This window comes from Streptomyces sp. NRRL S-118 (assembly GCF_000716335.1).
In the GTDB taxonomy this organism is placed as follows: Bacteria; Actinomycetota; Actinomycetes; order Streptomycetales; family Streptomycetaceae; genus Streptomyces.
The window spans coordinates 92,894-115,677 of the sequence record NZ_KL591012.1; the positions used below are offsets into that span (position 1 = coordinate 92,894).

Annotated in this window: 15 protein-coding genes and 1 riboswitch; of the genes, 10 read left to right on the forward strand and 5 right to left on the reverse strand. The window is 71.2% G+C overall.

Annotated features, from left to right (window positions below; all coding sequences use genetic code 11):
• Positions 1-49: 49 nt before the first annotated feature.
• From IH00_RS0121095 to IH00_RS0121110, 4 genes are all read left to right on the forward strand, one after another.
• Positions 50-2,125 carry an ABC transporter ATP-binding protein gene (locus IH00_RS0121095; RefSeq protein ID WP_031075881.1) on the forward strand — a complete coding sequence of 692 codons (2,076 nt, stop codon included), beginning with the start codon at positions 50-52 and terminating at the stop codon, positions 2,123-2,125.
• A 160-nt stretch (positions 2,126-2,285) separates the two neighbouring features.
• Positions 2,286-3,173 (forward strand): FadR/GntR family transcriptional regulator, encoded by an 888-nt coding sequence (locus tag IH00_RS0121100; RefSeq protein WP_078887876.1) that lies wholly within the window; start codon positions 2,286-2,288, stop codon positions 3,171-3,173.
• Positions 3,174-3,669: 496 nt separating this feature from the next.
• A complete protein-coding gene (locus IH00_RS0121105) occupies positions 3,670-5,220 on the forward strand; it encodes an RNA polymerase sigma factor (protein WP_031075884.1) in 1,551 nt (516 codons plus the stop codon).
• A 148-nt stretch (positions 5,221-5,368) separates the two neighbouring features.
• Entirely contained in the window at positions 5,369-6,196 is an 828-nt protein-coding gene (locus IH00_RS0121110) for a S1 family serine peptidase (RefSeq protein ID WP_031075886.1), read from the forward strand.
• 151 nt (positions 6,197-6,347) lie between these two features.
• On the opposite strand, the gene IH00_RS0121115 is transcribed toward IH00_RS0121110, so the two are convergent.
• Positions 6,348-6,575, reverse strand: a complete 228-nt coding sequence (locus IH00_RS0121115; protein ID WP_031075888.1) for a DUF7455 domain-containing protein — start codon at positions 6,573-6,575, stop codon at positions 6,348-6,350.
• Positions 6,576-7,015: 440 nt separating this feature from the next.
• On the opposite strand from IH00_RS0121115, the gene IH00_RS0121120 reads away from it, so the two are divergent.
• From IH00_RS0121120 to IH00_RS0121130, 3 genes are all read left to right on the forward strand, one after another.
• Positions 7,016-9,133, forward strand: coding sequence for a DNA gyrase/topoisomerase IV subunit B (locus IH00_RS0121120; RefSeq protein WP_031075890.1), 2,118 nt, complete (start codon positions 7,016-7,018; stop codon positions 9,131-9,133).
• Between the two features lie 130 nt (positions 9,134-9,263).
• A complete protein-coding gene (locus IH00_RS0121125; protein WP_234334912.1) occupies positions 9,264-9,761 on the forward strand; it encodes a DUF485 domain-containing protein in 498 nt (165 codons plus the stop codon).
• A complete protein-coding gene (locus IH00_RS0121130; RefSeq protein ID WP_031075893.1) occupies positions 9,758-11,353 on the forward strand; it encodes a solute symporter family protein in 1,596 nt (531 codons plus the stop codon). Before IH00_RS0121125 ends, IH00_RS0121130 begins: the two co-directional genes overlap by 4 nt.
• 48 nt (positions 11,354-11,401) lie before the next feature.
• On the opposite strand, the gene IH00_RS0121135 is transcribed toward IH00_RS0121130, so the two are convergent.
• Positions 11,402-12,082 (reverse strand): DUF7342 family protein, encoded by a 681-nt coding sequence (locus IH00_RS0121135; RefSeq protein ID WP_031075894.1) that lies wholly within the window; start codon positions 12,080-12,082, stop codon positions 11,402-11,404.
• A complete protein-coding gene (locus IH00_RS0121140) occupies positions 12,079-13,794 on the reverse strand; it encodes a sensor histidine kinase (RefSeq protein WP_052411533.1) in 1,716 nt (571 codons plus the stop codon). Before IH00_RS0121140 ends, IH00_RS0121135 begins: the two co-directional genes overlap by 4 nt.
• 146 nt (positions 13,795-13,940) lie before the next feature.
• On the opposite strand from IH00_RS0121140, the gene IH00_RS0121145 reads away from it, so the two are divergent.
• On the forward strand, positions 13,941-14,984 hold the full coding sequence (locus IH00_RS0121145; RefSeq protein ID WP_031075896.1) for a CobW family GTP-binding protein: 1,044 nt from the start codon (positions 13,941-13,943) through the stop codon (positions 14,982-14,984).
• Here the strand turns inward: IH00_RS0121145 and IH00_RS0121150 are convergent.
• Positions 14,981-16,816 carry a DUF262 domain-containing protein gene (locus IH00_RS0121150; protein WP_031075897.1) on the reverse strand — a complete coding sequence of 612 codons (1,836 nt, stop codon included), beginning with the start codon at positions 16,814-16,816 and terminating at the stop codon, positions 14,981-14,983. The genes IH00_RS0121145 and IH00_RS0121150 overlap by 4 nt on opposite strands.
• 194 nt (positions 16,817-17,010) lie before the next feature.
• The gene (locus tag IH00_RS0121155) at positions 17,011-19,464 is read right to left on the reverse strand and encodes a DNA gyrase/topoisomerase IV subunit A (RefSeq protein WP_031075900.1); all 2,454 of its coding nucleotides are present in this window, start codon (positions 19,462-19,464) and stop codon (positions 17,011-17,013) included.
• A gap of 181 nt (positions 19,465-19,645) precedes the next feature.
• On the opposite strand from IH00_RS0121155, the gene IH00_RS0121160 reads away from it, so the two are divergent.
• Entirely contained in the window at positions 19,646-20,986 is a 1,341-nt protein-coding gene (locus IH00_RS0121160; RefSeq protein ID WP_078887877.1) for a M16 family metallopeptidase, read from the forward strand.
• 26 nt (positions 20,987-21,012) lie between these two features.
• Positions 21,013-22,380 carry a M16 family metallopeptidase gene (locus IH00_RS0121165; protein WP_031075904.1) on the forward strand — a complete coding sequence of 456 codons (1,368 nt, stop codon included), beginning with the start codon at positions 21,013-21,015 and terminating at the stop codon, positions 22,378-22,380.
• 229 nt (positions 22,381-22,609) lie between these two features.
• Positions 22,610-22,774: riboswitch (cyclic di-AMP (ydaO/yuaA leader) on the forward strand.
• The last annotated feature ends 10 nt before the right edge of the window (positions 22,775-22,784 follow it).

The following is a 22,784-nucleotide window of genomic DNA, read 5'->3' on the forward strand; positions in this document are numbered from 1 at the left end:
GCGGTACCCGACCTGCCGCCGAGCGGTCTCATCTACCGCGGGAGAAGCGATGCTCCAGGCAATCGGACTGACCAGCACCCCTCGGCGGGGATGCGACTTCGCCGTGCGCGACCTCACGTTCGAGGCCCGGCCCGGCGCGGTCACCGTGCTCCTCGGGGCGCCGGGCGCAGGCAAGACCACCGCACTGCGGCTGATGCTCGAACTCGAACCGGGCCGTGGCATCACGTACTTCCGCGGCCGCCCCCTGCACCGCATCGCCCATCCCGCCCGTGAGGTCGGCGTCCTTCTCGCCGATGTCCCGGGCCGTCCCTCCCGTACCGTCCGTGGGCAGCTCCGGATGCTCTGCGCGGCCGCCGGTGTCCCCGTCGCGCGCGCCGACTCGGTGCTCGAGGCCGTCGGGCTCCACGGCCTGCAGGACCAGCGCCTCGGTGCCCTCTCGACCGGTATGGAGCGCCGACTCGGGCTCGCCGCCGCCCTGTTGGGCGACCCGCACACCCTCCTGCTCGACCAGCCCGCAGTGAGCCTGTCGCCGCGCGAGGCCGGCTGGCTGCACGAACTCCTGCGTGCTCACGCCACCGACGGCGGCACCGTCCTGTGCACCACCGACGACCCCAAGGAGGCCGCCCGCATCGCCGACCACGTCGTCACCATCGACGAAGGCCGGCTCGTCGCGGACCAGGACGCCGCCGACTTCGCCCGCACCCGGCTGCGCCCCCGCGTCGCCGTCCGTACGCCCCACGCCGCCCGCCTGGCCGCCGTCGTCAACCGCGAGGCCCGCGCCGCCCGGCGCTCGGTCGAGGTGGTCACCGAGAACGGAAACCGTCTGTGCGTGTACGGCAGCACGTGTGCCGAGATCGGCGAGACGGCCTTCCGGCACGGGGTCCTGCTCCACCAACTCGCCGACGAGACCGGCGACACCGGTCCCGCTCTCGCCCCCGAGGCCGCTCCCGGACCCCGATCGGCACCCGCATCCGGCTTCGGGGCGGAAGCCGGGCCGCATGCCGGGCCCCGTTCCTCCGGAGCGTCCCCCTCCGGCGCACCCCCCTCCAGTGGGCCTTCATCCAGCGCGCCTTCGTCCGGCGCAGGACCGGCTCCCGGGGCCCCGGAAGAAGCCCTCGCGGCTCCCGGTGCCGGCGCACCGTCCGGGCCGGCCCCCGCGCCACGCCGGGGCTCCGACGCGGCCGGGACGCACGTGCGTCCCGTGCTCGCCGGCTCCGTGGTCCCGAGCCGCCCCGGCGAAGCAGGTTCGCGTGCCGCTGCCCCCGGAGGCGCGCTCCCCGGACCACGTGCCGCCACCTCCGCCGAGGACGCGCACCCCGGCCCCTTGCCGCCGCCGCTCCGCCCCAAGCCCGTACGCAGCCCGCTGCACCCCGTGCGGTACGAGATGCGCCGACTGCTCGGTGCGCCCGCCACGTACGCGGTCACCGTCGCTGTGCTCGTCGCCTCCGCAGCCATCGCCGTGCTGCTGGCCCGGACCGGCCGCACGCCGCTCCCGAGCGTGATCGCCGCCTGGCCCGGCCTGCTGCCGCTGCCCCCCGCGGCCCTCGGGGCCGGCCTGCTCGGCGCCTTCTCGTTCGGCGACGAATACCGTTACCCCGTCCTCTCCTCCGGTCGCGGCGCCGTCCCGCGCCGCCCCGGCCTCCTGCTCGCGAAACTGGCCCTCACCGCCATCACCGCGCTGATGCTGGCCCTGGTCGCCGCCGTGATCGACCTCGAAGCACTCCGCCTCGTCTACGGCGGAGACTTGATTCCCGTGCCGGACAACTGGCCCACCCTGTGCGCCAGCTGGGCCGGACTGGCGGTCGGATGCGCCTGGGCGGGCCTCCTGGCGGCGGGGATCTTCCGGGCGACCGCGGCCGGTGTGACCGCCGTCCTCGCCGTGCCGGTCCTCATCACCCCGCTCGTGCAGAAGGTACTCGTGGGGCCGTCCGTGCGTTCGATCACGGGACTGCCCGGCCGACTGCGCGAACTGTCCTGGACGCGCTGGCCGTACGAGGTCGATCGCTGGCTGATGGGAGCGGTGCACGTGGTGGCGCAACCCGTCGGCGCGGCACTGGTGTTGTCGCTGACCGCCCTCATCTGCGCCTATCTGCTCACAGGGCTGCGGCGCCGCGCCCGTTGGTGACCAAGCGGTGACCAAAGCGCTTCGAACGGTCATAACTCCCTTGGAAATTGCCCGCTTCCTTCCGATAAGGCGTCAATTGAGAAGCGAGCGCCGATCACCCTTTCGTGTGCTTTTCACCAAAGACCTCAAGGGCCGTGGAAACGACGCCGACAAAGGATGCGTGAGTACCCTTGCGCACACCATGATGACCGCCGCCCGCCCCGTGGAGACCGGCCTCGCGGCCCCGGGCGGACTGGACCGATACCCCTACGCGGAAGGCCCTGGTGCCGACCGCGTCGGCCCGCCCGCGTGGGAAGGCGCCGACACGGACCTTGGCCGGGTGGGCCGGCGGGCGGCGGGCAGTCGCGGCCGCGGACTGCACGGCCAACTCGTCCAACAGCTCGGCCAGATGATCGTTTCCGGCGATCTGGGCGCGGACCGGCCGCTCGTACCCGAGGAGATCGGCCAGCGCTTCGAGGTCTCCCGCACCGTCGTCCGGGAGTCCCTGCGCGTCCTCGAAGCCAAGGGCCTGGTCAGCGCGCGCCCCAACGTCGGCACCCGGGTCCGGCCGGTCAGTGACTGGAACCTGCTCGATCCGGACATCATCGAGTGGCGGGCCTTCGGGCCGCAGCGCGAGGATCAGCGCCGCGAGCTGAGCGAGCTGCGGTGGACGATCGAACCGCTGGCCGCGCGCCTCGCCGCAGGGCATGGCCGCGAGGACATGCAGCAGCGGCTCGGGGACATGGTCGAGATCATGGGCCACGCCTTCGCGCAGGGTGACGCGATCACCTTCTCCCGCGCGGACGCCGAGTTCCACTCCCTGCTGATCCAGGTCGCGGGCAACCGGATGCTCGAGCACCTCTCCGGCATCGTCTCCGCCGCCCTCCAGGTCTCGGGATCCCCGGCCATCAGCTGCGACCGTCCGAGCGAGCCCTGCCTCGCGCACCACGCGCGCATCGTCGACGCCCTGGCCACGGGTGACGGGCATGCGGCGGAGTCGGCCATGCGGCAGCTGCTGACGACCCACCCGGAGGTGGAGCGGGTCGTGCCCGCTCCTCGCGAGCACTGAGCCGCCGGCGGCAACCGCGCACGCGCACGGATCACGGGCGCGGGTGCTGTGTGCCGCCGGGCCCCGGTCGATCCCGCGCGTCGATCACGTTCAACATGGCGCCTGCGGCGTACGTGCAGCATGCTGCGCGCGCGACGCAAGCGGTACAAGTGGCGTACGCGGCGTAGTCGCGCACGCCGCGCCCGTCCGGACGTACCGGATCCGGACGTACCCCGGCGGTCCGCCGACGTGCATTTACAGGGGTGATCTCCCCATCTGGCCGTTTTGAACATATTTGGGGTGTGACTCGGGCCACGTGAAACGGGCGTAACGCTCCACGAAGCCCTGCGATGACCTAAGAGGTGATGGCCGAGGAAGGAATACAGCCGCCGTTCAGGGCGCTGTCCAGCTCCGAGGTCCACCCGCGTCGTCGGCACATTCCCCGCCGGCGGTCGTCGGCTCCGGCTCGATCATGAGCGGGGCCGGAAGCCGTTTCCATCGTTCCGAGAGGTTGTTCGTGTCGGCCAGCACATCCCGTACGCTCCCGCCGGAGATCGCCGAGTCCGAGTCTGTGATGGCGCTCATCGAGCGGGGAAAGGCTGATGGGCAGATCGCCGGCGATGACGTGCGTCGGGCCTTCGAGGCTGACCAGATTCCGCCAACCCAGTGGAAGAATGTTCTGCGCAGCCTCAATCAGATCCTCGAGGAAGAGGGTGTGACGCTGATGGTCAGTGCAGCGGAGTCGCCGAAGCGCGCCCGTAAGAGCGTCGCAGCGAAGAGCCCGGCAAAGCGCACCGCCACCAAGACCGTCACCGCCAAGACGACCGTGACGAAGCCCGTCGCGGCCGCCACGGCCCCGGCGGCCCCGAGCGCGGACGCCCCGGCCGACGAGGCCGGTACCCCCGCCAAGAAGGCGGCCGCGAAGAAGACCGCCGCGAAGAAGACGGCGGTGAAGAAGACCGCCGCCGCGAAGAAGACGACGGCCAAGAAGACCACGGCCAAGAAGGACCCCGACGAGCTCATCGAGGGCGAAGAGCTGCTCGACGACGTCGCCCCCGGCAAGGGCGAGGAGGAAGAGGCCGACGGCGAGACCAAGGGCTTCGTCCTGTCCGACGAGGACGAGGACGACGCGCCCGCGCAGCAGGTCGCCGTCGCCGGTGCCACCGCCGACCCGGTCAAGGACTACCTCAAGCAGATCGGTAAGGTCCCGCTCCTCAACGCCGAGCAGGAGGTCGAGCTCGCCAAGCGCATCGAGGCCGGTCTGTTCGCCGAGGACAAGCTGGCGAACTCCGACAAGCTGGCCCCGAAGCTCAAGCGCGAGCTCGAGATCATCGCCGAGGACGGCCGCCGCGCCAAGAACCACCTGCTGGAGGCCAACCTCCGCCTCGTGGTCTCGCTCGCCAAGCGCTACACCGGCCGCGGCATGCTCTTCCTGGACCTGATCCAGGAAGGCAACCTCGGTCTGATCCGCGCGGTCGAGAAGTTCGACTACACCAAGGGCTACAAGTTCTCCACGTACGCCACCTGGTGGATCCGGCAGGCGATCACCCGTGCCATGGCCGACCAGGCCCGCACCATCCGTATCCCGGTGCACATGGTCGAGGTCATCAACAAGCTGGCGCGCGTCCAGCGCCAGATGCTCCAGGACCTGGGCCGCGAGCCCACCCCGGAGGAGCTGGCCAAGGAGCTCGACATGACCCCCGAGAAGGTCATCGAGGTCCAGAAGTACGGCCGCGAGCCGATCTCGCTGCACACCCCCCTCGGTGAGGACGGCGACAGCGAGTTCGGTGACCTGATCGAGGACTCCGAGGCGGTCGTGCCGGCCGACGCGGTCAGCTTCACCCTCCTCCAGGAGCAGCTGCACTCCGTGCTCGACACGCTCTCCGAGCGCGAGGCGGGCGTGGTCTCCATGCGCTTCGGCCTCACGGACGGTCAGCCGAAGACCCTGGACGAGATCGGCAAGGTCTACGGCGTGACCCGTGAGCGGATCCGCCAGATCGAGTCCAAGACCATGTCGAAGCTCCGTCACCCGTCGCGCTCGCAGGTCCTGCGCGACTACCTCGACTGAGTCGGCAGCGCAAACGCAGCTGGGCGGAGGGCCCGGTTCCCGGAAGGGAGCCGGGCCCTCCGGCGTCCGAGCGGGTGCGGCCGCGGGCCAAATGGCCGACGCTGGGTGAACGGGGTTCACCGGAGAGTCAGGAGACCGCATGCGTCGTCTGCGTCGACCCATCAGCCGGATCCGGACGGGGGCCGTGGCCGTGGCCATGGGCGCACTGGCGGCCGTGGCGCTGCCCCTCGCCGTGCCGGCGCCCGTGTCCGCCGACAGCGTGGTGGTCGGCGGACAGCCGGTCCGCGCCGCCGACAGCCCCTGGGCCGTGGCCCTGGCGAGCCGTGAACGGTTCGGGGCCATGCGCTCCGGCCAGTTCTGCGGTGGTGTGGTCGTCGCGCCCACCAAGGTGGTGACCGCCGCCCACTGCCTGGGACCCGCGGTGCTCGGCAGCGAACCCGGCTCCGTGGCCGATCTGGCGGTCATCGCGGGGCGGACGAACCTGAGTGGCACGGGCGGGCGTGAGGTGTCCGTGACGCGGGCGTGGATCAGCCCGGCGTACGACCCCGAGACGCAGTCGGGCGACCTCGCCGTGCTGACGCTGGGGAGCGCCCTGCCCGCCTCGTATGTGATCAAGGTCGCGGGACGGGACGATCCGGCATACCGGCCCGGCACGAGCGCGGACGTGTACGGCTGGGGGGATACGACGGGTGGTGGCGCCTATGCGCACGGTCTGCACTCGGCGCGGGTGCAGGTCCTGCCCGACGACGTCTGCCGTCGCGCCTACGCGACGGGAGCGGGCGGGGCGTACGTGCCGGCGACGATGCTGTGCGCGGGGGTGCCCGACGGGGGGCGGGACGCCTGCCAGGGCGACAGTGGAGGGCCGCTGGTGGCGCAGGGCCGGCTGATCGGCCTGGTCTCCTGGGGCAGCGGTTGCGGGCAGCCGGGAAGTCCGGGGGTGTACACCCGCGTCTCGGCAGTGATGCCGGCGCTCTGACGACCTCGCCGCATGGGCGCGCACGCACCCGGGCGCCCGGTTCTCCGCTGCGCCGGGGTGTACGAGAACGGGCGGCCGACCCCCGTGGTGCGGGGGGCGGCCGCCCGTCGGCCGGTCCTGGACCGGCCCGTAGCTCGTCGGGATGTGAGCGTCAGCGATCCTCTTCGGTGCTGGCCGGCACGGTGGTGAGCCGGTCCGTCTCATCCTGTATTTCCGCGGCGATCTTCTTGAGTTCCGGCTCGAACTTGCGCCCGTGGTGGGCGCAGAAGAGCAGTTCGCCACCGCTGGTCAGCACGACGCGCAGATATGCCTGGGCGCCGCAGCGGTCGCAGCGGTCGGCGGCCGTCAGCGGGCTCGCGGGGGTCAGAACAGTAGTCACGTCGCCTCTTCTCTAGCTCGACGAGCTGTCGTACCAGGGTCAACATCCAACCAGGCCGAAAACGTTCCCGCTCGTGGCTTTTCCTCGAAACTTTTTCCAAGGTGGCTGTCTGCTGCCGGTTGGCGGCGAATGAGCCGTATTGCTGTGCTCTACGGGTTTCGCGTTGTTTGCGGTGTATGTCTCGTTCGTCCTCCCGGCTGGTTGCCGGTTGTGCATGAGGACGTGCCCGGAGCCTAAATGGTTCATGCCTGGAAGGGAACGTGATGTGCACGTCACCCCATCGAGGGATCGAACACCTATACGACGCTGGACTAGCATGAGTGTTCCACGAGGGTGGCGTTACAACGGCTCTACCAGGCATCGGTACCCTCTGACCCGGTGACAGACGCCGGGCCTTACCCCCATGGGCCAGATCCCAAATTCAGCGAGGAGCGAACCGCGTGACCGCCGAGACGTCCGTGCCGTCCAGTGCGCTGCTGACCGCAGACCGTGACGGTTCCAATTACACCGCTCGGCACCTGCTCGTCCTGGAGGGCCTCGAGGCGGTTCGCAAGCGCCCCGGCATGTACATCGGGTCCACGGACAGCCGCGGCCTGATGCACTGCCTCTGGGAGATCATCGACAACTCGGTCGACGAAGCCCTCGGCGGGTACTGCGATCACATCGAGGTGATCCTGCACGACGACGGCTCGGTCGAGGTCCGGGACAACGGCCGCGGCATCCCGGTGGACGTCGAGCCGAAGACCGGTCTCTCCGGCGTCGAAGTGGTCATGACCAAGCTGCACGCCGGCGGCAAGTTCGGCGGCGGGTCGTACGCCGCCTCCGGCGGTCTGCACGGCGTGGGCGCCTCGGTGGTGAACGCCCTGTCGGCCCGCCTCGACGTCGAGGTCGACCGCAGCAGCTCCACCCACGCCATCAGCTTCCGCCGCGGAGTCCCGGGCATCTTCACCGAGTCCGGCCCGGACGCCCCCTTCGACCCGGCGAACGGCCTGCGCAAGACCAAGCGTGTGCCGAAGACCCGCACCGGCACCCGCGTGCGGTACTGGGCGGACCGCCAGATCTTCCTGAAGGACGCCAAGCTCTCCCTGGAGACGCTGCACCAGCGCGCCCGCCAGACCGCCTTCCTGGTCCCCGGCCTGACCATCGTCGTGCGGGACGAGCGCGACCTCGAGGGCGAGGGCAAGAGCGAGGAGACGTTCCGGTTCGACGGCGGCATCAGCGAGTTCTGCGAGTACCTGGCCCAGGACAAGGCCGTCTGCGACGTGCTCCGGCTCACCGGCCAGGGCACCTTCAAGGAGACGGTGCCGGTCCTCGACGAGCGCGGCCACATGACGCCCACCGAGGTCACCCGCGAGCTCGGCGTCGACGTTGCCCTGCGCTGGGGCACCGGGTACGACTCCACGGTCAAGTCCTTCGTGAACATCATCGCCACCCCCAAGGGCGGCACCCACGTCACCGGCTTCGAGCGTGCCGTCACCAAGACGGTGAACGAGGTGCTGCGCTCCACCAAGCTGCTGCGCGTCGCCGAGGACGACATCGTCAAGGACGACGCCCTGGAGGGCCTCACCGCCGTCGTGACCGTACGGCTGGCCGAGCCGCAGTTCGAGGGCCAGACCAAGGAGGTCCTCGGCACGTCCGCGGCGAACCGCATCGTGGCCACGGTGGTCGCCAAGGAGCTCAAGGCCTTCCTGACCTCCACCAAGCGCGACGCCAAGGCGCAGGCCCGCGCCGTCCTGGAGAAGGCCGTCGCCGCGGCCCGGACACGCATCGCCGCCCGCCAGCACAAGGAGGCGCAGCGTCGCAAGACCGCGCTGGAGTCCTCCTCCCTCCCCGCCAAGCTGGCCGACTGCCGCAGTGACGACGTGGAGCGCAGCGAGCTCTTCATCGTCGAGGGGGACTCCGCGCTCGGTACGGCGAAGCTCGCGCGGAACAGCGAGTTCCAGGCGCTGCTGCCGATCCGCGGCAAGATCCTCAATGTCCAGAAGTCATCCGTCTCGGACATGCTGAAGAACGCCGAGTGCGGCGCGATCATCCAGGTCATAGGGGCGGGATCCGGCCGGACCTTCGACATCGACGCGGCGCGCTACGGGAAGATCGTGCTCCTCGTCGACGCCGACGTCGACGGCGCCCACATCCGCTGCCTGCTGCTGACGCTCTTCCAGCGCTACATGCGGCCGATGGTCGAGGCGGGCCGGGTCTTCGCCGCCGTACCGCCGCTGCACCGCATCGAGCTGATCCAGCCGAAGAAGGGCCAGGACAAGTACGTCTACACGTACTCGGACAACGAGCTGCGGCAGACGCTGCTGGAGTTCCAGCGCAAGGGCGTCCGGTACAAGGACTCGATCCAGCGGTACAAGGGTCTCGGCGAGATGGACGCCGACCAGCTCGCGGAGACCACGATGGACCCCCGGCACCGCACCCTGCGCAGGATCAACATCGGTGACCTGGAGGCCTCGGAGCAGGTCTTCGACCTGCTGATGGGCAACGAGGTGGCGCCGCGCAAGGAGTTCATCACCAGCTCCGCCGCGACGCTGGACCGTTCCCGCATCGACGCCTGATTCACCGGAGCTCCCCGCCGACTTCACCTGATGGGGTGAAGAGGTCGGGGACGGGAGGTCGGGATCCTTCCGGAATGCCCATCCTTGGGCACGCGGCCGAAACGGTTCGCTGACAAGGAGGGTCGATTCCGTGATCCATGACCCGTGGTATGACGCGGCGGCCTCCGGCTGGGGAGAGCCGGCCGGAGCGGACGAGCCCGCCGCTGCGGGGCCGCGGCGGGCACAGCCGCCGCAGCGGCCCCCGGCCGCGACCGACATCTACCGCGAAGTGCAGCGCAGCGCCGCCTTCCAGGAGGTACGCAGCCGCTACCGGCGGTTCGTGGTGCCGGCCGCGCTCGCCTTCCTCGCCTGGTACCTGGCGTACGTCGTCGCCGCGACCGCCGCGCCCGGGCTGATGTCCCGGCCGGTGGCCGGCGCGGTCAATGTGGCGATGATCGCGGGACTCGGCCAGTTCCTCACCACCTTCGTGCTGACCTGGGCGTACGTACGTCATGCCCGGCTGCACCGGGACCGGGCGGCGCTGGACCTGCGCTGGGCCGTGTTCGACCAGGAGCGAGGCCGGGACAGGGACCGGCGGAGCAGCCGGGAGAGGGGCCCGGAGTCGACCCGGGAGGAGGCCGGGCGGTGAGCGGAGACCACCAGACCCTGGCGCTGCTGCTGTTCAGCACGTTCGTCGCGGTGACCCTGGCCATCACGACCTGGGCCGGCCGCAACCGGCGCGGCTCCGCCGAGGAGTTCTACGCCGGAGGACGGCTGTTCTCCCCCATGGAGAACGGTTTCGCCATCGCCGGCGACTACATGTCCGCCGCCTCCTTCCTCGGTATCTCCGGGCTCATCGCGCTCTACGGATACGACGGAATGCTCTATTCCGTGGGCTTCCTGGTGGCCTGGCTCGTCGTCCTGCTGTTCGTGGCCGAACTCGTCCGCAACTGTGGCCGGTTCACGCTCGCCGACGTCATCGCCGCGCGGATGAGGGAGCGGCCGGTGCGGATCGCGGCGGGCACGTCCTCCGTCACCGTGTCGGTGCTCTACCTCGTGGCCCAGATGGTCGGCGCGGGCAGTCTGGTCGCCCTGCTGCTGGGCGGTACGAGCGAGGCCGCGCGCTCCTGGACCGTCATCGGGGTCGGGGCGCTGATGGTCGTCTACGTATCCCTGGGCGGTATGCGCGCCACCACCTGGATTCAGATCGTCAAGGCCGTGCTGCTGATGGCGGGGACACTCGCCCTCACGGTCCTCGTCCTGCTGCGCTTCCACGGCGACGTCGACCAGCTGCTCACCACCGCGGCAGAACGCAGCGGCCACGGCTCCGACTTCCTCGCCCCCGGCCTGAAGTACGGCGCGGACTGGACCGCGCGCCTGGACTTCATCAGCCTCGGTCTCGCGCTCGTCCTCGGCACCGCCGGCCTGCCCCACATCCTGTCCCGCTTCTACACCGTGCCGACCGCCCGCGCGGCACGGCGCTCGGTCGTCTGGTCCATCGGACTCATCGGCAGCTTCTACCTCATGACGATCGTGCTCGGCTTCGGCGCGGCCGCGATCGTCGGCAGCGACGACGTGCGGGCGTCCAGCGCCGCCGGCAACACCGCCGTGCCGCTCCTCGCCCTCGACCTGGGCGGCGGAGCGGGCACGACGGGCGGGGCGGTGCTGTTCGCCGTGGTCGCGGCGGTTGCCTTCGCGACGATCCTGGCCGTCGTCGCCGGCATCACGCTCGCCTCTTCCGCCTCGGTCGCACACGACCTGTACGCCTCGCTGCGGCGGCGCCGGCGCTCCACGGCGTACAGCGAGGTCGCGGTGGCACGCGTGGCCGCGGCCGGGATCGGCGCGGTGGCGATCGGCCTGGGCCTCCTCGCCCGGGACCTGAACGTGGCGTTCCTGGTGGGCCTCGCCTTCGCGGTCGCCGCCTCCGCCAACCTGCCGGTCCTGATCTACTCGCTCTTCTGGCGGAACTTCACCACGCGCGGCGCGGTCTGGTCGGTGTACGGAGGGCTCGTGCCGGCCGTCCTGCTGGTGGTGCTCTCCCCGGTCGTCTCCGGCAGTCCCGACTCGCTCTTCCCCGGTGTGGACTTCCAGCTCTTCCCGCTCCAGAACCCCGGAGCGGTTTCCATCCCGCTGGGCTTCCTGGCCGGCTGGCTCGGTACGGTCACCTCGCCCGAGCCGCCCGACGAGGCCGGGCACGCGGAGACGGAGGTACGGGCGCTGACGGGCGCGGGCGCGGTCTGAGGCTTTCCGGGCCGCCCCTCAGGAGATCCGGGCCTCGAAGAGCGCCCCTCAGGAGGTGGCCCACGCGTAGCGGTGCTCCGGGCGGCCGGTCTCGCCGTACCTCAGCGACAGCCGCACCCGCCCCGCCCGCTCCAGCAGCTTCAGGTAGCGCTGCGCGGTCTGCCGGCTCACCCCCGCCCGTTCGGCGATCTCCTGTGCCGACAGCGGACCGCCGGCGGCCAGCAGCACCTGCCGTACGAGCTCCGCCGTGGTCGGGGAGTGCCCCTTGGGCAGGTCCGGCGCGCCGGAGCCGACCGACAGCGCACCGAAGATCCGGTCCACCTCGGCCTGTTCGGCCTCGCCGCCGCCGTCCAGGGTGCGGCGCAGCGCGGCGTACGCCTCCAGCTTGGGGCGCAGACCCGCGAAGTTGAACGGCTTCACCAGGTACTGCAACGCCCCGTGACGCTGGGCGGCCTGGACGGTGGCGACGTCCCGGGCCGCCGTGACCATGATCACGTCGGTCTCGTGGCCGCGCCGCCGCAGCTCCCGCACGACCGCGAGCCCGTTCCGGTCCGGCAGGTAGTGGTCGAGGAGGACCAGGTCGAGGCCGGGCAGCTCCTGCACGCGTGCCAGGGCCTCCGCCGCGGTGTGCGCGCGGGCGGCGACCTCGAATCCCGGCACCTTGGCCACGTACGCGGCGTTGATCTCCGCGACCCGGACGTCGTCGTCCACGACGAGCACGCGGATCACGGGACGACCTCCGCTCCGGGGACGACCTCCGCCGCCGGAGGGTCTCCCGCCGGGTCGCGCGGCGCCGGTGCGGGCTCCGTCAGGGCCTCCGGCAGCACGACGGTGAACTCGGCGCCTCCACCCGCGCCCTCCCCCACCCGCACGCTGCCGCCCTGCCGCTCCGCCAGCCGGCGCACCATGGCCAGTCCCAGGCCCCGCTGTCCGCCGTGCGCGGGCAGGTCCTTGGTGGACCAGCCCTCCGTGAAGATCACCTCGCGTCGCTCGGCCGGCACGCCCGGCCCGGTGTCCGTGACCCGCAGCACCGCGGTACGCCCCTCGGCGCCCAGCTCGACCACCACGACGGGCTCCTCGGAGCCGGCTGCCGCGTCCAGCGCGTTGTCGACCAGGTTGCCGACGACCGTGACCACCTCGCGCGGCTCCACCAGCCGGTCCGGCAGCAGTGTGCCCGGCGCGACGCGCAGCGAGACGCCGCGCTCCGCCGCCACCGTGGCCTTGCCCACCAGCAGCGCCGCCAGCAGCGGATCGTGCACCCGCTCGGTGACCTGCTCGGCGGTCGCCCGGTGCACGCCCACCACCTCGGTGACGAACTCCACCGCCTCCTCGTGCATCTCCAGCTCCAGCAGCCCGAGGAGCGTGTGCATCCGGTTGGCGTGCTCGTGGTCCTGGGCGCGCAGCGCGTCGATCAGCCCGCGCGTCGAGTCCAGCTCGCGCCCCAGCCGCTCCAGCTCGGTCCGGTCACGCAGCGTCGCGACGGCGCCTCCGTCGTCCGTGGGCATCCGGTTGGCGATCAGTACGCGCTGTCCGCGTACGGTCACCAGGTCCTCGCCCGTGACCCGGCCGGCCAGCACGTCCGCCGTCCGCCCCTCCCCGAGCACCTCGTCCAGCGGCCGCCCGGCCGTCTCGGGCCCCACGCCCAGCAGCCGCTGCGCCTCGTCGTTCAGCAGCCGGATCCGCCCGGCCCCGTCCAGGGCGACGACCCCTTCGCGGATGCCGTGCAGCATCGCCTCGCGCTCCGCGAGGAGCGCCGAGATGTCGGAGAAGGCGAGGTCGTGCGTACGGCGCTGGAGCCGGCGCGAGATCAGGTACGCGGCCAGTGCTCCCGCGGCCAGCGCCCCGCCCGCGTACGCCAGCAGCCCCGGGATGGCCGCCAGCAGCCGGGCCCGGACGCTGTCGTACTCGATGCCGACCGACACCGCGCCGACGATGTCGCCGGCCGCCGCGCGCAGCGGCACCTTGCCGCGGGCGGAGCGGCCGAGCGTGCCGCTGTCGATCTCCATGACGTCCCGGCCCGCGAGGGCGTCGCTGGGATCGGTGGACACTACCTGGCCGATCTTGCGCGGATCGGTGTGCGACCAGCGCACTCCACGGGTGTCCATGATCACCACGTACTCGGCGCCGGTGGCCGTCCTGATCCGCTCGGCCTCCGCCTGGACGGGCCCGTCGGCGCTGGGCGGCGTGGCCAGCAGCTCGCCGGCGACCTCGGGGGAGGCCGTGGCCTCGGCGATGGCCAGGGCCCGCCGCATGGCCTGGTCGTCGAGCTGCTCGCTCAGCGGTGCCAGGAACAGTCCCGTGGCGAGGACGGTGACCCCGGTCGCGATGGCCAGCTGCATCAGCAGGACCTGCGAGAACACCCGCTGCGGCCAGCCGAACCGCCTCCGCCGCGCCGGTGCGCGCACGGCGGGGGAGGGGGCGGGGACCGGTGCGGGGCTCATCCCAGGAACCGTAAACGGCCGAGCCCCCTCGGGGAAATGCCGGACATCACGCCGGCTCCCCGCGCTGATCACCACGCCTATCCTGGGTAGCCGTGATCCGGAGCCGTCGACCGGAAGCCCCAGCGGAAAGGTGTCCCTTGAGCAGCGTGCAGCAGATCCCCGTCGTGGTCCTCTCGGGCTTCCTCGGGTCGGGGAAGACGACCCTGCTGAACCATCTGCTGCGCAGCGCCCGGGGCACCCGCATCGGCGTCATGGTCAACGACTTCGGCTCGATCGAGATCGACGCCATGACGGTCGCCGGCCAGGTCGGCTCCACCGTCTCCCTCGGCAACGGCTGCCTGTGCTGCGCGGTCGACGCCAGTGAGCTCGACACCTACCTGGAGGCCCTCACCCGGCCCTCCGCCCACCTCGACGTCATCGTCATCGAGGCGAGCGGCCTCGCCGAGCCGCAGGAGCTGGTGCGGATGGTCCTCGCCAGCGACAACGAGCGGATCGTGTACGGCGGACTGGTCCAGGTCGTCGACGCGGCCGAGTTCGACGCCACGCGCGCCCGGCACCCCGAGACCGACCGCCACCTCGCCATCGCCGACCTCGTCGTCGTCAACAAGGCCGACCGGGTGGATCCGGAGGAGCTGCGCCGCGTGCACACCGTCGTCGCCGGCCTGGCGGACCGGGCCGCCGTGATCGACGCCGCGTACGGCCGGGTCGATCCGGAGCTGCTCTTCGACCGGGCCGCGCGACGGGACGACGACGGGATCGAGGGACAGCTCTCCTTCGACGACCTGCGGGAGGACGAGCACCACGCCCACCCGCACGCGGAGTACGAGACGCTCTCCTTCACCGCCGGGGACCCCTTGCACCCGCGCCGCCTGCTGGACTTCCTCGACTCGCGCGCGGAGGGCCTGTACCGGATCAAGGGCTTCGTTGACTTCGGCGACGCCGACCCCGCCAACCGGTACGCGGTCCACGCGGTCGGCCGCTTCCTGCGCTTCCACCCCGAGCCCTGGCCGGCCGACGAGCAGCGCCTCACCCAGCTGGTGCTCATCGGCTCGGGCATCGAGCCCGACGCCCTGCGCACCTCCCTGGACGGCTGCCGGGTGACCGGCCCGCACGACGCCCCGGAGGAGCACAGCATGTGGGGCGTCCTGCGCTTCGTCCCCGACAAGGGCGAGCCCGACGAGGTTCCCTAGAGATCGTCCGTGTCGTCGGGGTCGTCCAGGCTGACCGCCGTCTCGGCAGTGGCCGGTTCCTCGCCCATGGCCTTGCCCATCTCGGCGGAGATCCTGCCGAGGAGGGCGGCCTTGCGGTCCTCGAAGAATCCTGTGAAGTCGTCGCCGGACATACGGTCCGGGGAGATGAGGTGGGACCGGATGTGCTCGGCCACGACATCCGGCGTCGATTCCGCACTCTTGGCGAGCCGTACGAGGTATTCGGAGGGGGCGGCGCCCCCTATGATCCGGTTCGTGCGCGCCGTGAGCGGGGTCTTGTTCACGATCGAGTTGTAGACCTCCGACGGGTGCCCGGCCTTCTCGCACCACGTCTTCGGGAAGACGTGGTGAATATCGATCGACTCGTCGAAGTACCCCGTCACCTCAGCCTTCTCTCCCGTGCGCCAGTCCACGGCGCCGGCCTTGAGGAGCAATGCGTAGATTCCCTTGTAGGCGGCGCTGTTGCGGGTACGCAGGGTGAGAAGCCGGCCGGGAGCGAATTCCGCCGCTTCGACGGTCCGGGGCTCCGTTGCCGAGCCGCCGATCCAGTCGACCACATCGGGAAGGTCCTGGCTGAAGCGCGTTTCCGTCGAACCGCCGTACAGCTCGCCGAACACGCCGCACCAATACCAGCGTGCCAGTTTCTGCTGGGCTCCGGCGCTCTGCGCGGACTCCCCCGCCAGTGCCAGGATGGCGGCGAGAGGGATGAGCTGGGTGCCGTACGGCAGGAACTTGGTGTCGAAGATGTACTGCTGCCGCAGGAACTTGGCGGCTGCCTTGAAGCCCTGGACCACGACGGGTGCGAAGCGCTCGTATTCGTCCAGTGCGAGCGCCAGCATGTCCTTGCGCTTGCAGCCGATGCGCGGCCGGCGCTCCTCGGGAATGCCCGCCCGCGCGGCCGCCGCGTGGCGGTCGGCGGTTGCCAGCAGAGTCACCGCCTGGAGGAAGTCGGTGTTCGAGACGTCCCTCAGGATGCGGTACTCGGGCGCTCGCCACGCCGCTTTGCAGTGCTTTTCCCAGTGCTGCCTGAGGTCGAATTCGTCGGCGGCGAAGGTGGCGGTCAGCAACTCGAAGACGGTCAGGGTCACGCCGCCCGTATTGACCTTCTCGAACACCTGGCAGACGGCCTGTCGCGGTGTCGCCCTGCCCAGGGAGATGACCGGGATCTGGTACCGGTCGAAGGGCTTGATGAATTCGTTGTAGAACGTCTTCCAGAACTTCCGCTTCTCCTTGTCGTACTCCCAGTGGTCCTCGAAGCCGGATTCCCAGTCATCGGGGTCGAAGACGGAGCTCAACGGGAAGAGGTGCGCTTCGTACTCCCGCTCACTGGTCGAGTAGTCCTCGACCGGCTCCCCGCGGAAGTTGCGCACGACCCGGTCGGCGGGGAGGAAGCGGATGGCGTCCTCCCGGTCGGTGTTGCCGTCGACGGCCGCCCGCATGTCGACGTAGAACCACCCCGAGACGCGTTGCTTGCGCAGGTCCTGCGTGACGACGGGGCTTCCCTGTTTCAGGGACTGGAACAGGGACGTGAGCCGTTGCTGTCCGTCGAGAACCAGGGTGTCCGGCGTCGCGGTGGCCGGTGGCGTGGCGCCTTCGATGGGCCGGTACTTGAACCGGACATCACCACCTGCCTGCAGCAGCATCACCGTACCGACGGGATAGCTCAGAGATATCGACGCGAGCAGACTCGCGATGTTCGGATGAGGCCAGACCCAGCCGCGCTGGAACTCGGGCAGCTGCGCCCGGCCGTCCTCGACCTGGCGCAGCAGATCGCGCAACGGGCGCTTGTCGATGCTGAATGCCTCTTCCGTCAACGCTGGCCATCCTTCCCCAGGGGTGCCGGACACACCGGCAGCCTCCGCGAGCGTCGGGGGAGGGCTGCCGATCATGTCGAGGCTATCCGGCGTACCGGGCCGGCATGCGGGAATCGGCAGGACATCGCCGTGAGACACGAAGACCTCCCGCGGCACGGCGTGAACCGCCGACCGCAGGAGGTCCTCGCGCCGGGTTACGACGCCGGGCCCGCCACCACCGCGACCGGCTTCGGGAGCGGCGTGCCCGAGCCGTCGCGGCGCGGGTCGGGCTCCGGCAGGTCGACCGGGGAGCCGTTCTTCTGGGCCGCCCGGGCCGGGGCGGCCCCCGCCCAGGCCAGGATCAGCATGTCCTCGCCCTTCAGGAAGCGCTGGCAGCGCACGCCGCCCGTCGCCCGGCCCTTGCGCGGGTACTGGTCGAACGGGGTCAGCTTCGCCGACGTGCCCGCCTCCGGGTCCAGCGCGCCGGACGAGCCGGCGACCGTGAAGACCACCGCGTCCGCCGCCGGGTCGACCGCGGTGAACGAGATCACCTCGGCGCCGGCCGACAGCTTGATCCCCGTCATACCGCCCGCCGGGCGGCCCTGCGGCCGCACCTGGGAGGCCGGGTAGCGCAGCAGCTGCGCGTCGGAGGTGATGAAGACCAGGTCCTCCTCGCCGGTGCGCAGCTCGGCCGCGCCCACGATCCGGTCACCCTCCTTGAGGGTGATCACCTCCAGCTCCTCCTTGTTCGCCGGGTAGTCCGGCACGACGCGCTTGACGACGCCCTGGAGCGTGCCGATCGCCAGACCCGGGGACGACTCGTCCAGCGTGGTCAGGCAGACCACCGTCTCGTCCTTCTCCAGCGTCAGGAACTCGGAGATCTGCGCCCCGCCCGACAGGTTCGGCGCGGACGCCGTGTCCGGCAGCTGCGGCAGGTCGATCACCGACAGCCGCAGCAGCCGCCCGGCGGACGTCACCGCGCCCACCTCGCCGCGCTGCGTCGCGGGCACCGCCGAGACGATCACGTCGTGCTTGGTGCGCCGGCCGCCGCTGTCCGGGAGCGGCTCGCCGCTCGCCGTGCGCGCCAGCAGACCCGTCGACGACAGCATCACCCGGCACGGGTCGTCCGCGACCTGCAGCGACGCCGCCTGGACCGGCGTGCCCGCCGACTCCAGCAGCACCGTGCGCCGCTCGGTGCCGAACTTCTTGGCCACCGCGGCGAGTTCCGACGAGACCAGCTTGCGCAGCTCGGCGTCCGAGTCCAGGATCCGGGTCAGCTCCGCGATCTCGGCGTTCAGCCGGTCCCGCTCGCTCTCCAGCTCCAGCCGGTCGAACTTGGTGAGCCGGCGCAGCGGGGTGTCCAGGATGTACTGCGTCTGGACCTCGCTCAGCGAGAACCGCTCGATCAGCCGCTCCTTGGCCTGCGCCGAGTTCTCGCTCGACCGGATCAGCCGGATGACCTCGTCGATGTCGAGGAGCGCGACGAGCAGGCCCTCGACCAGGTGCAGCCGGTCCCGCTTCTTGCCGCGCCGGAACTCGCTGCGGCGCCGCACGACCTCGAAGCGGTGGTCGAGGTAGACCTCCAGCAGTTCCTTCAGGCCCAGCGTCAGGGGCTGCCCGTCGACCAGCGCCACGTTGTTGATGCCGAAGGACTCCTCCATCGGCGTCAGCTTGTACAGCTGCTCCAGCACGGCCTCGGGGATGAAGCCGTTCTTGACCTCGATGACCAGCCGCAGGCCGTGCTCGCGGTCGGTCAGGTCCTTGACGTCGGCGATGCCCTGGAGCTTCTTGGCCGCGACCAGATCCTTGATCTTGGCGATGACCTTCTCGGGGCCGACCGTGAAGGGCAGTTCGGTGACGACCAGTCCCTTGCGCCGGGGCGTCACGTTCTCCACGGCCACGGTGGCGCGGATCTTGAAGGTGCCGCGGCCCGTCTCGTACGCGTCCTTGATCCCGGACAGCCCCACGATCCGGCCGCCGGTCGGCAGGTCCGGCCCCGGCACGTACCGCATCAGGGTCTCCAGGTCCGCGCCCGGGTGCCTGATCAGGTGCCGGGCCGCGGCGATGACCTCGCCCAGGTTGTGCGGCGGCATGTTGGTCGCCATGCCGACCGCGATCCCGGACGCGCCGTTGACCAAAAGGTTGGGGAAGGCGGCGGGCAGCGCGACCGGCTCGCGCTCCTGCCCGTCGTAGTTCGGTGTGAAGTCGACGGTGTCCTCGTCGATCGACTCCGTCATGAGGGAGGTGGCGTCCGCCATCCGGCACTCGGTGTACCGCATCGCCGCCGGCGGGTCGTCGTTGCCGAGGGAGCCGAAGTTGCCGTGGCCGTCCACCAGCGGCAGGCGCATGGAGAAGGGCTGCGCCATGCGCACCAGCGCGTCGTAGATCGAGGCGTCGCCGTGGGGGTGCAGCTTGCCCATCACCTCGCCGACGACCCGGGCGCACTTGACGAAGCCGCGTTCGGGCCGCAGGCCCATCTCGTTCATCTGGTACACGATGCGGCGGTGCACCGGCTTCATGCCGTCGCGGGCGTCGGGCAGTGCCCGGGAGTAGATCACCGAGTACGCGTACTCGAGGAAGGAGCCCTGCATTTCGTCGACGACGTCGATGTCGAGGATCCGCTCCTCGAAGTCGTCGGGCTGCGCGGTCTTCGTGCTGCGGCGGGCCATCGCGGCTGCGCTCCTTCACCAGGCAAGGGCTGATCTGACGCCGACCATTGTGGACCGTCCCACCGACAACGCCGACCGCGACCCGGAAGAGGGACGATCCGGCGGTACGGGAACTTCGCCAGGTGTCGGTCCGCTTGCATACAGTGGCAGCACTTTCCACTCCGCGATCGAAGGGACGTACATGCCCATGGGTCACACGGCCACAGCCCAGGCCGGCTCCGGCGGCCTGACAGCGACCGAGCACCGCCTGGCCAACGGCCTGCGCGTGGTGCTCTCCGAGGACCACCTGACCCCGGTCGCCGCGGTGTGCCTCTGGTACGACGTCGGCTCCCGTCACGAGGTCGAGGGCCGCACCGGCCTCGCCCACCTCTTCGAGCACCTGATGTTCCAGGGCTCGGCCCAGGTGAAGGGCAACGGCCACTTCGAGCTGGTGCAGGGTGCCGGCGGCTCGCTCAACGGCACCACGAGCTTCGAGCGGACCAACTACTTCGAGACCATGCCCGCCCACCAGCTGGAGCTGGCCCTGTGGCTCGAGGCCGACCGGATGGGCTCCCTGCTCGCCGCGCTCGACGAGGAGTCCATGGAGAACCAGCGGGACGTCGTCAAGAACGAGCGCCGCCAGCGGTACGACAACGTCCCGTACGGCACGGCCTTCGAGCGGCTGACCGCCCTCGCGTACCCGGAAGGCCACCCCTACCACCACACGCCGATCGGCTCCATGGCCGACCTCGACGCCGCCACCCTCGAGGACGCGCGGAACTTCTTCCGCACGTACTACGCGCCCAACAACGCCGTCCTGTCGGTCGTCGGCGACATCGACCCCGCCCAGACGCTCGCCTGGATCGAGAAGTACTTCGGCTCCATCCCGGCCCACGACGGCAAGCAGCCGCCGCGCGACGGGACCCTGCCCGACACCATCGGCGAGCAGCTGCGCCACGTCGTCGAGGAGGAGGTCCCGGCCCGCGCGCTGATGGCCGCCTACCGCCTGCCGCACGACGGCACGCGCGAGTGCGACGCCGCCGACCTGGCCCTGACCGTCCTCGGCGGCGGCGAGTCCTCCCGGCTGCACAACCGCCTGGTGCGCCGCGACCGTACGGCCGTGTCGGCCGGCTTCGGCCTGCTGCGGCTGTCCGGCGCTCCGTCGCTCGGCTGGCTGGACGTGAAGACCTCCGCCGGCGTGGACGTGCCCGACATCGAGGCCGCCGTCGACGACGAGCTGGCCCGGTTCGCCGCCGAGGGCCCCACCCCGGAGGAGATGGAGCGGGCCCAGGCCCAGCTGGAGCGGGAGTGGCTCGACCGGCTCGCCACGGTCGCGGGCCGCGCGGACGAACTGTGCCGCTTCGCCGTCCTGTTCGGTGACCCGCAGCTCGCCCTCACCGCCGTCCAGCGCGTCCTGGACGTCACCGCAGAGGAGGTGCAGGCGGTCGCCAAGGCCCGGCTGCGCCCGGACAACAGGGCCGTACTGGTCTATGAGCCCGTCACCGCAGACCGCAGCGAGCAGGAAGAGGGAGCCGACCAGTGAGCGACGCCGCTGTGTCCCTGACGTCCATGGAGTTCCACCCGCAGCCCCGGGCGGGCACGCCCAAGCCCTGGGCCTTCCCGGCCCCCGAGCGCGGCACCCTCGACAACGGCCTGACAGTGCTGCGCTGCCACCGCCCCGGCCAGCAGGTCGTGGCCGTCGACATCTCCCTCGCCGCCCCGCTGGAGGCCGAGCCGGAGGGCCTCGACGGAGTCGCCACGATCATGTCCCGGGCCCTGTCCGAGGGCACCGACAAGTACTCGGCGGAGGAGTTCGCCGCCGAGCTGGAGCGCTGCGGCGCCACGCTCGACGCGCACGCCGACCACCCCGGCGTCCGGGTCTCCCTCGAGGTGCCGGTGTCCCGGCTGGCCAAGGCCCTCGGGCTGGTCGCCGAGGCGCTGCGCGCCCCTGCCTTCGCCGACAGCGAGGTCGAGCGCCTGGTGCGCAACCGGCTCGACGAGATCCCGCACGAGCTCGCCAACCCGGCCCGCCGCGCCGCCATGCAGCTCTCCAAGGAGCTCTTCCCGGCCGCCTCGCGCATGTCCCGCCCCCGCCAGGGCACCGAGGAGACGGTGGCGCGGATCGACGCCGCGGCCGTGCGGGCCTTCTACGAGGCACACGTCCGGCCCGCCACGGCCACCGCGGTCGTCGTGGGCGACCTGACGGGCGTCGACCTCGACGCGGTGCTCGCCGACACCCTCGGCGCCTGGACGGGCGACACCGCCGCGCCCCGCCCCGTCCCGCCGGTCACCGCCGACGACACGGGTCGCGTCGTCATCGTCGACCGGCCCGGCGCCGTGCAGACGCAGCTGCTGATCGGCCGCATCGGCCCCGACCGGCACGACCGCGTGTGGCCCGCGCAGGTCCTCGGTACGTACTGCCTGGGCGGCACCCTCACCTCCCGGCTGGACCGCGTCCTGCGTGAGGAGAAGGGCTACACCTACGGCGTGCGCGCCTTCGGACAGGTGCTGCGCTCCGGTCCCGAGGGCAACGGCGCCGCGATGCTGGCCATCAGCGGATCCGTCGACACGCCCAACACGGGTCCGGCGCTCGGCGACCTGTGGAAGGTGCTGCGCACCCTGGCAGCCGAGGGCCTGACCGACGCCGAGCGCGAGACTGCCGTGCAGAACCTGGTGGGCGTCGCCCCGCTGAAGTACGAGACGGCGGCCTCGGTCGCGGGCACCCTCGCCGACCAGGTCGAGCAGCACCTCCCGGACGACTTCCAGGCGCAGTTGTACGCCCGCCTGGCCGAGACCGGGACCGTGGAGGCCACCGCCGCCGTCGTCAGCGCCTTCCCGGTGGACCGTCTCGTCACCGTGCTCGTCGGTGACGCCGCGCAGATCAAGGAGCCCGTCGAGGCGCTCGGCATCGGCGAAGTGACCGTCGTCTCCGGCTGATTGACGACGGGTCGGGCGCCCGCCGTCCGCCCGGTTCGCGGAACCCCGGCATCCGATCGGATGCCGGGGTTCCCCTGTCTCCTCGCCGTATGTCCGTTTTATTGGGGAGGTTACGTGTCTGCCCTGTGGCGTGCGCTACAAAAAAGCGTGTTCGTTTGGTGATTGAAAGATCGGCCGCTTAGCGTCTGATGCGCTGTCCGCCCGCTGCACCCGCCGCACCCGCGGCACCGGACAGCCATCGCCGAATCCCCATCGGGCGCGAGCCCGGGGAGCCGGGGACCCATGCAGTCCCTGGGGTGAATCGGACGCCTTCGCATCCGTGCGGAGGGGCCCGTAGGAGACCTTCCTGCTCCGAACCCGTCAGCTAACCCGGTAGGCGAGAAGGAAGGAAAGGACCAGCCACT

What these genes read in the sequence shown, in the direction of transcription:
- IH00_RS0121140 (WP_052411533.1), bottom strand. Translation starts at nt 13,794, where the DNA reads ATGAGCCCCGCACCGGTCCCCGCCCCCTCCCCCGCCGTGCGCGCACCG.
- IH00_RS0121155 (WP_031075900.1), bottom strand. Translation starts at nt 19,464, where the DNA reads ATGGCCCGCCGCAGCACGAAGACCGCGCAGCCCGACGACTTCGAGGAG.
- IH00_RS0121095 (WP_031075881.1), top strand. Translation starts at nt 50, where the DNA reads ATGCTCCAGGCAATCGGACTGACCAGCACCCCTCGGCGGGGATGCGAC.
- IH00_RS0121160 (WP_078887877.1), top strand. Translation starts at nt 19,646, where the DNA reads ATGCCCATGGGTCACACGGCCACAGCCCAGGCCGGCTCCGGCGGCCTG.
- IH00_RS0121165 (WP_031075904.1), top strand. Translation starts at nt 21,013, where the DNA reads ATGGAGTTCCACCCGCAGCCCCGGGCGGGCACGCCCAAGCCCTGGGCC.